General features: G+C 59.0%; 11 protein-coding genes, 1 tRNA gene and 1 pseudogene. 3 read left to right on the top strand and 10 right to left on the bottom strand.

The genetic code is table 11. The annotated features are described in order from the left end of the window. Positions 1-306: pseudogene (locus Q0M74_RS10775) on the bottom strand (hypothetical protein); the annotation flags it as partial. 84 nt (positions 307-390) lie between these two features. On the opposite strand from Q0M74_RS10775, the gene Q0M74_RS10770 reads away from it, so the two are divergent. After that, a complete protein-coding gene (locus tag Q0M74_RS10770) occupies positions 391-1,173 on the top strand; it encodes a queuosine precursor transporter (RefSeq protein ID WP_293954289.1) in 783 nt (260 codons plus the stop codon). Here the strand turns inward: Q0M74_RS10770 and Q0M74_RS10765 are convergent. From Q0M74_RS10765 to Q0M74_RS10755, 3 genes are all read right to left on the bottom strand, one after another. After that, positions 1,170-1,943 (bottom strand): thioesterase family protein, encoded by a 774-nt coding sequence (locus tag Q0M74_RS10765; RefSeq protein WP_293954287.1) that lies wholly within the window; start codon positions 1,941-1,943, stop codon positions 1,170-1,172. The genes Q0M74_RS10770 and Q0M74_RS10765 overlap by 4 nt on opposite strands. 167 nt (positions 1,944-2,110) lie before the next feature. After that, positions 2,111-3,376: a tRNA guanosine(34) transglycosylase Tgt gene (gene tgt / locus Q0M74_RS10760; protein ID WP_293954285.1), complete on the bottom strand. Its 1,266-nt coding sequence runs from the start codon at positions 3,374-3,376 to the stop codon at positions 2,111-2,113. Between the two features lie 11 nt (positions 3,377-3,387). Beyond that, a complete protein-coding gene (locus Q0M74_RS10755) occupies positions 3,388-5,796 on the bottom strand; it encodes an MMPL family transporter (protein ID WP_293954283.1) in 2,409 nt (802 codons plus the stop codon). Between the two features lie 636 nt (positions 5,797-6,432). Here Q0M74_RS10755 and Q0M74_RS10750 point away from each other — a divergent pair. Further along, entirely contained in the window at positions 6,433-7,071 is a 639-nt protein-coding gene (locus Q0M74_RS10750) for a hypothetical protein (protein WP_293954281.1), read from the top strand. 54 nt (positions 7,072-7,125) lie between these two features. Here the strand turns inward: Q0M74_RS10750 and Q0M74_RS10745 are convergent. The 4 genes from Q0M74_RS10745 to Q0M74_RS10730 form a co-directional block, all read right to left on the bottom strand. Beyond that, positions 7,126-7,216, bottom strand: a tRNA-Ser gene (locus Q0M74_RS10745). A 60-nt stretch (positions 7,217-7,276) separates the two neighbouring features. After that, positions 7,277-7,510 carry a CsbD family protein gene (locus Q0M74_RS10740; protein WP_293954279.1) on the bottom strand — a complete coding sequence of 78 codons (234 nt, stop codon included), beginning with the start codon at positions 7,508-7,510 and terminating at the stop codon, positions 7,277-7,279. Between the two features lie 109 nt (positions 7,511-7,619). Beyond that, entirely contained in the window at positions 7,620-8,102 is a 483-nt protein-coding gene (gene tadA / locus Q0M74_RS10735; RefSeq protein ID WP_293954277.1) for a tRNA adenosine(34) deaminase TadA, read from the bottom strand. 2 nt (positions 8,103-8,104) lie between these two features. Then, on the bottom strand, positions 8,105-8,590 hold the full coding sequence (locus Q0M74_RS10730; RefSeq protein ID WP_293954275.1) for a tRNA adenosine deaminase-associated protein: 486 nt from the start codon (positions 8,588-8,590) through the stop codon (positions 8,105-8,107). A gap of 37 nt (positions 8,591-8,627) precedes the next feature. Here Q0M74_RS10730 and Q0M74_RS10725 point away from each other — a divergent pair, with 37 nt between their 5' ends. Then, on the top strand, positions 8,628-9,650 hold the full coding sequence (locus Q0M74_RS10725) for a prephenate dehydrogenase (protein WP_293954273.1): 1,023 nt from the start codon (positions 8,628-8,630) through the stop codon (positions 9,648-9,650). A 43-nt stretch (positions 9,651-9,693) separates the two neighbouring features. Here Q0M74_RS10725 and Q0M74_RS10720 read toward each other — a convergent pair whose 3' ends face one another. Both Q0M74_RS10720 and Q0M74_RS13915 read right to left on the bottom strand, forming a co-directional pair. Beyond that, positions 9,694-9,993 (bottom strand): hypothetical protein, encoded by a 300-nt coding sequence (locus tag Q0M74_RS10720; RefSeq protein ID WP_293954271.1) that lies wholly within the window; start codon positions 9,991-9,993, stop codon positions 9,694-9,696. Positions 9,994-10,150: 157 nt separating this feature from the next. Then, entirely contained in the window at positions 10,151-10,291 is a 141-nt protein-coding gene (locus Q0M74_RS13915; RefSeq protein ID WP_366088214.1) for a F0F1 ATP synthase subunit gamma, read from the bottom strand. Between the last annotated feature and the right edge of the window lie 14 nt (positions 10,292-10,305).

The raw sequence follows: 10,305 nt of genomic DNA, 5'->3' as shown, positions 1-10,305 counted from the left end.
GTCGAAAAGCACTGCTTTACGGGATTCTGGGGTCTCCACGCGTTTGTGATTGCTGATGTGGCTGATGCGGGCGATCACCACATCACCAGCGGTGGGTGCCACATCATGGCCGGCGACCAGGTGGAAGTCCTGCCGGTTGCTCTCCACTGCTGTCTGGACGAAGCGGGTGGTGTAGCTGGCTTGGATGCGCTCTGGCAGTGGTGCCTCCCGGCGCGGCCCGGTGGCGGCGATCGCAGGAAGCTTATCCGCGATCAATCCGGCCATCTGTGTGTTGAAGGTGGTGGTGAAATCCAGGGTGGTGGTCATGTGTTCAAACCTTTCGGTGAGGGGTTGCTTCCTGCTGACAACACCTAGTTAAATCCGGGCTGATGAAACCACCATGAAACAATCATGAAAGATTTTTCATCTCTCAATTCCTCCTGTGCGCTGGCGGGGTTTAAGGTGGTGAACGTGAAAAATGACAACACCCCCCAGTCTGGGCAGGGCGTGGCCAGTACCTCAGATGTAGCCACCACGTCCGGAAAAGCTCAGTTCATTCCCCTGCAGGCCAGCATGTATCCCCTGATCGTGGCCTTGTTCACCGCAATCTTTCTGATTTCCAACATCACTGCATCCAAGGGTGTGGAACTGGGACCACTGATCACCGATGGTGCCTTCTTCCTCTTCCCCGCCGCCTATATTCTCGGCGATGTGCTCGCCGAATGTTATGGCCTGCGTGCCACCAGGCGTGCCATCATCACCGGTTTCGTGGTCACGATCGTGGCCGTGGTGTCTTTCTACATCGCCATCTGGTTGCCGGCTGCCAGTTTCTGGGAGGGCCAGGAGTCCTTCGAGGCAACATTGGGCCTGGTGCCCCAGATCGTGCTGGCATCCCTGGCCGGCTACATGGTGGGCCAGCTGCTCAATGCCTATGTGCTGGTGGCCATCAAGAAGCGCACCGGTGAGAAATCCCTCTGGGCCCGTCTGCTGGGCTCCACCATCGTGGGTGAACTGGGTGATACCCTGCTCTTCTGTGCCATCGCCGCACCCGTGATCGGTATTGCCACCGGTTCTGATTTCTTCAACTATGTCCTGGTTGGTTTCTTGTGGAAGACCCTCATTGAGATTGTCATGCTCCCCCTGACCTACCTGGTCATCGGATGGGTCAAGCGCCGCGAAGGTTACCCGGTCTAGAGTTTCCGCAGCGTGATGCTCTGCAGGGCACGTCCCACCGGCCCATTACTGTCATGGAGTACTGAGCTGGTGATGCCCATGCCACTGGCACCCCAGTCCACGCTGGTGTCCAGCCCCACCCACTGTCCTGCAGGTTGGCGGAAGAAATGCACGGTTAAGTCCACATTGGGGAAGGCCCACTTCTCCGGGTTCTGACGCACCGCCAGGCCATTGGCGGTATCAATGAGTGCGCAGTACTGCGCAACCGGAATCTGTTCCTCACCGTGAACAAGGCTGGTGGGTGAAGCAAGCCAGGTGGCTCCCCGTCCGGTGGTGACAGGGATCGCCTCACGGGCTTCCAGCTGTTCCATGAAATTGCCACCCCAGATTGTGCTCAGGTCCCGAGGTGGACAGTCCTCCGGTGCCGGTAACACCGTGGCAGGAGTTCCTGTCTCAGCGGTGGTATCACCGGCGACCAGGTACCAGGCGCGCGTCAGGATCACGCTCCTGCCGGCCACGGTCACCACTGCCTCCACCAGTTCAATGGTCCGTCCGGGACGGATGACCTCCACCGCGATATCCACCTCGGCAAAGGGCAGGCGGCCGAGGATATCAAAGGAGAGCTGTGCCAACTGCAAGGGACTATCTCCCCGGCTCTGTTCAATGGCGTGCACAATCAGCCCGGCTAATGGACTGAAGTGATAGTCCTCCCTCGACCATGCCCCTTCCGCAAGTGGGGTGGGTGCAAAGGTGGTGGGGCCTGTGCGGAGAAAATAGGAATCAGTGCTCATGGGCCACCACGTTACTTTTGGGCTTCTCCCACGCACCCATCTACTCCCCACATTGAGACCAATCCCCCGCCAAAACGAACCAGGCATGAAAAAGCACCCCCTGTGCAGTACCAACTGCATAGGGGGTGCTGATCCCTGCGCTTTCCAGCGCTGAGGGTATCTCTTAACTACTTCTTCCCCGCGTAATAGCGGCCCAGGAACTCTTCCTTGAATTCGTAATAGGTGCCGTTATCGATGGAAGCGCGGATGTCGTCGACAAGCTTGATCATGAAGTGCAGGTTGTGCATGGTGCACAGGGTGCCGGCCAGGAATTCCTTCGCCTTGAGCAGGTGCTGGATATAGGCGCGGGTGTAATTCTCGCTGACGTAGCCACCCACCTCCTCATCAATGGCACGGAAGTCACGTTTGAAACGGGAGCTGACCAGGTTGAGACGACCGTCGAGGGTGTAGACGCCACCGCGGCGTCCCAGACGGGTCGGTGCGACACAGTCGAAGGTGTCCGCACCGGCTTCAATGGCCACAAACAGGTCATCTGGTTCAGAGATGCCCAGCAGGTGGCGTGGTTTTTCCTCAGGAAGCTCATCGCAGACCCAGCCCACGATGGTGCCCAGGTTCTCCTTCTCCAGGGCACCACCGATGCCGAAGCCACCGAAACCACGGCGGCCCTCATCCGCTGCCCTGCGGTCCAGTTCCAGCAGACCGTGGACAGCATTGCGACGCAGATCTTCATACTGTGCACCCTGTACGACACCCCAGAGGGACTGCAGGGGCTTGGTGGTGCGCTCCTGGGTGAGGCGCTCATGTTCGAAGAGGCAACGCTCTGCCCAGCGGCGGGTACGTTCCACCGATTCCACCTGGTAGTCATAGGTGTCGATCAGGGTGGTCAGCTCATCAAAGGCGAAGATGATATCCGCACCCAGCTGGTGCTGGATCTGCATGCTGACCTCAGGGGTGAAGCGGTGCTTGGAACCATCGATGAAGGACTTGAAATCAACGCCGTCCTCATCCACATGGGCCATGCGTTCCTTCTTCGCGGCCTTGATGTCCTCGCGGGTCAGATTCGCGGTGTCCATGGCCAGGACCTTCTTGAAGCCCGAGCCCAGGCTCATGACCTGGAATCCACCGGAGTCGGTGTAGGTGGGTCCGTGCCAGTTCTCAAAGGTGGACACACCGCCGGCTTCGTCGACAATGTCGGAGCCTGGCTGCAGATACAGGTGATATGCATTGGACAGGATGGCCTGCGCACCGGTTTCCCGGATCTGTTCCGGGGTCAGTGTTTTAACGGTGGCTTTGGTGGCCACCGGAATGAAGGCCGGGGTTTTGATATCACCGTGTGGGGTGTGGATGGTGCCGGTGCGCCCATGTTTTCCGGGCGCGTCATCGCCAAGCTTATTGTGGAGCGTGAACGAGAGATCGGGTTTTTCCGCAGACATGGTTGATCAGTCTACTGCCTGACCTGGCTGCGCTCCCATTCCTTTTCCAAGGCGGAGCCCTCAACATCAAGGCTCGGCAGGATTTTGTCCAACCAGCGTGGCATCCACCAGGTGGCACGGCCCATGAGGAACATTGATGCCGGCACCAGACCCATGCGGATGAAGAAGGCATCAAAGAAGACACCGACGCCCAGGGCGAAGCCGAACACCTTGATGAACGGCAGGGGCTGATCAATAAACGCCACGAACACGGCGATCATGATCAGGGCCGCTGCGGTGACCACACGGGAACCCTGTGTATAACCCTCGATGACCGACTGCTCCACTGCGCTGTACTTCGAGCCCTCGATGCCCTTGCCGCCGTGGTGTGAATAATGCTCACGCATGCGAGTGACCAGGAAGACCTGGTAGTCCATGGCCAGGCCGAAGGTGACACCGATGAGGAAGATCGGCATGAAAGAGATCAGCGGTCCCGGAGTGTTGACGATGTCCCAGAGGCCCTCCTGCCAGAACAACACCGTCACACCGAAGGCCGCACCCACAGACAACAGGAAGCCCAGGCCGGCCACGAGCGGGACCATGATGGAACGGAACACCAGGATCAGCAGGAAGATCGCCAGACCCACCACCACCGCCAGGTAGATCGGCATGGCGCCTGCCAACTGTTCGGTGATGTCCTGCTGTACCGCGGTCAGACCGGTGGTGCCCAGTTCGGTGCCCGTGGCGTCCTCAATCTGAATTTCCTGGGCACGCAACACATGAAGCAGATCAGTGGTTGCCGGATCCGCAGGGCCGGTGAACGGGGTGACCAGGATCTGGGCGGCGGTGCTGTCACCGTTAACGCCGATGATCTGCGCGTTTTTCACGTCCAGGTTGGAGTCATAGGTCTGGGTGACATACATGAAGGTGGCGAAACGGGCAGCCGCCTCCCGATCGAAACCAGGCTCATCGGTGTCCTGCGCATTCACCAGCGGCTGCAGTACTGGCGCATCCACATTGACCTCATCAGCGTCCACGACCACCAGAAACGGTGCATTAACACCGGCACCGAAACCCTCCGCCATGAGTTCAGCAGACTGACGCTGGGTGGTGTCGATATTAGAGGTGGAATCCGAGGGCAGTGCCAGCTCCAGGTTGATCACAGGGATACTCAACGCACCGAGCCCAAGTACCACCACTGCCACGATCAGACCGGGGACCTTCTGCACAAAAGTCACCCAGGTGCGCCCCTTGGAACGACGCCCCAATGCCTGTTCCCAGGTCTGTTTCGGGGTGGGGTTTCCGGCGATACCGGCGATCTTGCCCTTGAAGGCACGACCACCCAGCACACCCAGCAGAGCCGGGATGAAGGTGATGGCGATCAGGACGGAGATGAGCACGGTGAAGGCCGCTGAGATACCCATGACGGTGAGGAAGCCGATATCGGCAATTGCCAGGGCAGCCAGTGCGATGATCACAGTGGCACCGGCGAAGACCACCGCGGAACCGGCTGTGCCCACCGCCATGCCGGCAGCTTCCGCCCTGGGCATCCGCTTATATTCGGCACGGTAACGCGAGAGGATGAACAGGGCATAGTCGATGCCGACAGCCAGGCCGATCATCACGGCCAAGACTGGAGTGGTGCTGTTGAGGTCCAAGAATGCGGTGGCCAGAATAATCGCGAGTGCACCGATACCCACGCCAATCACCGCGGTGATCAGGGGCAGGCCCGCTGCCACCAGGGAACCGAAGGTGAAGATCAACACGATGAAGGCGATGCCGATGCCGATGATCTCACTGGTGGTCTTGATCTGGATGGGATCACCGAAGGCAGGACCACCGGCTTCCACGCGGACACCGAGCTCACGGCCCTTATCCAGGGCAGCGTTGATCGCATCACGATGTTCAGCGGTGACAAATTCAGGGCCGGCAACATCAATGTTGAAGGTGGTGTAAGCGATGGTGGCATCATCACTGAGCATCTTCAGGTTGGAGGCATCCTCAATGGCGGATTCCTCCGGCAGCCCCATGCCGGTCATCTGCTCCGCGATCTGCTGCTCCAAGGCCGGTGAAACCTCAACCGGGTTACCGAAACGGTCAGTACCGGTGAGCTCATCACCGAGGTTGACCTCGATGGTGTTGATGACGGCATCCATCGCCGCGACCATCTCCGGGTGCTCCAGGGTCATGCCCTCCGCGGTTTGGAACACCACGTTCACACCGGCTGCGGTCACCGGGTTGGGTTGATCCGGGAAGTTCTCCACCAGGGATTTGGTGGCGTCGATGGATGGGGTGTCATCAATGGTGAAGGTGTCGGTGAAACCACGCTGCAGGGACAGAGCGAGACCTGCAACGACAGCGAGGATCACCAGCCATGCAGAAATCACGAGCCATTTGCGGTTATAGGACCATCGGCCCAACCTGAACAGCAATTTTGCCACTGGGGTGTTCTCCCTCTCGCCGAATTTGCATCAAATACGCTCCCCCAACTTACCTGCGCCAAATGAAAATACGGGAACTGGTGGAAATTAGATCCTTCCCATCCGCCAGGCAACAACTGCCATAGGCGTGCCCAGCCACACTTCACATTCAGCCAGCAGCCAGGCGACGCTAGCATGCCGGAGATTCCACCCCAGGGCAGTGAACTGCCCATTTGCCGGAAATTACGCGGCATCCACCTCAGCCAGCGGGGTATATATCATCCACCCATTGTTGAAAGGTTCAGGAAAGTTACTGCCATTGGGGAAGCCATCCAGAACCACGGGAACTGTTGTCTTCTGAGCCCAGGATCGTGATGAAACTCTGACGCCCTACCGGAAACCCGGGAACGCAGCCAGCAACCCGGGGGCATATATACCAATCCACTGAAACCCGCTGGCCCCGGCGGGATTCCACTGCCCCAACAATCCAACCAATCCCTTTATTTCACAATAATAACAGGTCAGACCATATTTGCGCAGAAGTGAAGCCCTAGGAAAATGCCCTTGAAGCGACTATGATGTAGGTCACGATTCAATGCTTCTCGCACCACCCCCAATCCGCCAGTTCCAATCCGCCAGTTCCACCAAGGAGAGATCATGTCCCGCTTCCCCTCACGATCCATACCCCGCATCACCCTGGCTGCCCTCGCAGCAACCGGCCTCGCTTTCGCCGCTGCTCCCGCCATCGCACTCACAGAGGACGGTGGTTATGGAGGTCATGGAAATATCTACTGTCTCGCCCCCGACGGCCAGGTGACCACCACCAATATCATCTACCAGGATGGCCTCCCCTTCCCAGCCACCTGGCACATGTTCGCCTTCACTCCCAATGGTTTACAAACCCCCATCCCCTTGACCGGGCCTGATTATTCCCTCCATCCCACAGTCGGAGGAGAAACTGACACCTCCCACCTGATGTTCCTGGATGCGCTTTATGCCCCGGGCAGCACACCGCAGGAAGCCAACACCGGCGACGTCCCCTTTGTTGGAAAAGCCTTCCGTGCCGGCGACCTCCATTCCGATGAACATTTATTCACCCTGTTTGTCGGCCCTTCCGAGGAGATCATCAATGATGTCTGCGAGGGGGAGTTCTACAACTCCCAGGGTCAGACGCGCCCCGCAGCTGAGATCCACTGGACCCCGAAATACGTCCAGGCCGCTGATGGTTCCTACGTGCCCGCGCCCCTCCCCGGGGGCGGTGGCGGTGGCGGCGGTGGGTCATCCCTGAGCAGTTAGACACAAAAAACCATCTACCTGAAGAGCAATCTCTGCAGGTAGATGGTTTTTCACTGGCGGTGGCGGGGGGATTTGAACCCCCGGTTGGGGGTTACCCAACAATCGCTTTCGAGGCGATGACCTTCGGCCGCTCGGACACGCCACCGCGGTCCAGCTTAATGGAGCGGTGAGGTGTCAAACAAATCAGTAGGTGTAGTCCAGCCGCCTAGTTGACCGCACCTGGGTGCTCAGCATCTGGATCATCCTTCTTGAAGGAGCCCAGGACCTTGTTGGCCGCGTCCTTGACCTTCTCACCGGCATTGCTGACGGCATCCTTGATGTCAGCCTTGGCCTGGTCTGCACGACCCTCATCTGCCAGGGATTCGTTGCCGGTTGCCTCGCCCAGGCCTTCTTTGAACTTGCCGCTAACATCCTCAGCCTTGTTAGAGAAATCAGACATGATACTCAACTCCTAATCAGGTTCGCACTCGCGCTTTAACGTGATCCCCACTGTAGCTATCCCCACCTGGGAGGGGGCGGATCGTTATCGAATATTCACCTGAAACAGGTCACCAGCGCTGGGCTTCGAAGAATCCCCTCATCAATTCAGCACACTCTTCTTCCAGGACACCGCCGGTGACTTCCACGCGGTGCATCACCGCGGGATCACGCACCACATCAAAGACGGAGCCACAGGCCCCTGTGCGGGGCTCAAAGGCCCCGAACACCAGCTTTCCCACCCGCGCGCCAACCAGGGCACCAGCGCACATGCTGCAGGGCTCCAAGCTCACCACGAGCGTGCAGTCCGTCAGGCGCCAACCGTCGGTGAAACGGCGGGCGGCGCGTCTCAAAGCAATGATCTCGGCGTGGGCTGTGGGATCAGAGTCAGTTTCCCGTCGGTTGGTGGCCGTGGCCAGGATCTGACCATCAGGGGAATAGATGACCGCACCCACGGGGACATCCTCACGGGGAGTGGTTTTGGCAACCTCAAGGGCGTGACGTACACGGCGTTCGTTTTCCAGCACCCGCCGTGGGGTGGGGAGCACCGCCACCGCTAGTCCATGCCCGTGATGCGGGCGAGTTCCTCACCGAAGCCAAGTTCCTCAGCAACACGCAGCAGCTGCTCAGAAGGGTCCAGGTCCATGTCATCGCAGATCACGGACAGTACCTCCTGTGTCAGGCCGAGGTCAGCGAGGATATCAAAATCGCCCTCCGGCCAGGGATCAATGTTGTCCAGCTCCTCCGGATCCAGATCCGGGATATCAGCGTTCATCTCATCCATCGCCGACGCCGCGAAATCATCGTCCACCGACATCGTCGCATCGGAGAGGAAGAGGTAGGTGTTGCCCGGGGTGGGGCGAACAATCACAAAATATTCATCTTCAACATTGAGCAGCGCAACAGCCGGTCCTTCGCTGCGCAAACCACGCACGGCTTTGATAGAGGTGGAAATTCTGGTGAAATCATCGTCAAATTCCCGCACATGCCAGCGGCCATCCACCAGGGTGGCCGTGACCGCAAAGCTAAAACCGTCATCCATAGAGCTAACCGTAGTAGGAATGTGTCACACTTGTCAGGTGACTACCAAAGACATTTCCCGCCCGGTCTGTATTCTCGGCCTCGGTCTCATCGGGGGGTCCCTGCTGCGTGACCTCCACAGCGCTGGCCATCCTGTTTTCGGTTATAACCGCTCCCGCTCCGCATCTCGGTCCGCCGTCGGCGAGGGTTTCGACGTCTCCCCCGAACTCGAAGCCACCCTCCACCGCGCCGCCGAGGAAGACGCCCTCATCGTGCTCGCGGTCCCCATGACCGCAGTTGAGGAGCTTCTCGACGCCATCTCCACCCACGCTCCTGAATGTGGCTTCACCGACGTGGTCAGCGTTAAAACTGCTGTCTACCAGGCCGTCAAGGACCGTGACATGCAGGACCGCTATGTGGGTAGCCACCCTATGGCCGGCACCGCGGAATCCGGTTGGGGCGCCTCCCTGACCGGCCTGTTCACACGCTCCGTGTGGGTGGTCACCTTCGACCACCTCATGGATGCGGAGAAGGTCTCCAGCAAGTGGATGAGCATCTGGAAGGACGTCACCCAGATGGCCTCCGCCGTGGGTGCCGAAGTTGTGCCCTCACGGGTGGGCCCCCACGATGCCGCCGCAGCACGGGTATCCCACCTGCCCCACATCTTCGCTGAAACCGCCGCCATCGTCGGTGACAACGGCGGCGCCCTTTCCCTCTCCCTGGCGGCAGGCAGCTTCCGTGATGTCACCCGCGTTGCCGGCACCGACCCCGGACTGGTCCGCGCCATGTGTGAAGGAAACGCTGAAGCACTGCTTAAGACACTCGATGAAGCCCTGGACATCCTCAATGACGCCCGCGATCAGCTGGCTGGTACTCCACCGAGTGTGGAGCAGCTCGCCGACAGTGGTTACCGTTCCCGCATCCGCTACGAAGCCCGTTCCGGCCAGAGGCGTGCCAAGGAATCTGTCAGTCCGATGCTCACCTCCTCCCGTCCGGTTCTGCGCATGCACCCCGGACAACCCAACTGGGATAAGCAGCTCCTCCACGCGGAGACCCTCGGCGCACGCATCGAGGTTTTCTAACCCTCCCATAGACGTCAGGCTCCCCTGCAGGGTGCATAAAACCCTACAGAGCAGCCCTTTGACGTGATAAATATTTCCTATGAGCAATTTTCACGCGATCCGCACTGCGGTTCTTATTTCCGCCTTCAGCATCACCCTTGCTGCCTGCTCCACCCCGGGAGATCCCCTCGGCGACACCGCTGCCACAACTGACGCCTCGGTGACCACCACAGCCCCCGGTGCCCGCAGCCCGGAAAATGGTGACACTGCCATAAGCAGCGTGAAAAGTGGTGCGGCAAAGGAAACGTATATCAAGAACTGCGCCGATAATCTGAACGACTGTACCAATATTTTTATCAGCCATTTGTTGCTTTTCCTTTCAAAGTTTTACTGTCTTCCGTGTAACTCATAAAAGCGTACCTTTTGTTCCGCCGCAAAGCGGCGGAGCGGCTATGCCGCTGAAAACAGCATTACAGCGCATTTGCGCCGGATACGATTTCGTTGATTTCGTTGGTGATTTTCTACTGTCTTGCACGGTTGTAAACCAGGGACAGGTTGGAAATCATCTGGTCGGCGTTGTCCGTTGCGCTTTCCATAGCGGTGCGGCGTGCGCCCTGTTCGGAGGCGAAGGATTCCACCACCGCACAGTCAATAAGACTCATTATGAACTTGGGAA

This window comes from uncultured Corynebacterium sp. (assembly GCF_945649885.1).
Classification (GTDB): domain Bacteria; phylum Actinomycetota; class Actinomycetes; order Mycobacteriales; family Mycobacteriaceae; genus Corynebacterium.
The sequence above is the reverse complement of the archived record's forward strand: the minus strand, read 5'-3'. Positions and strand labels throughout refer to the sequence as shown.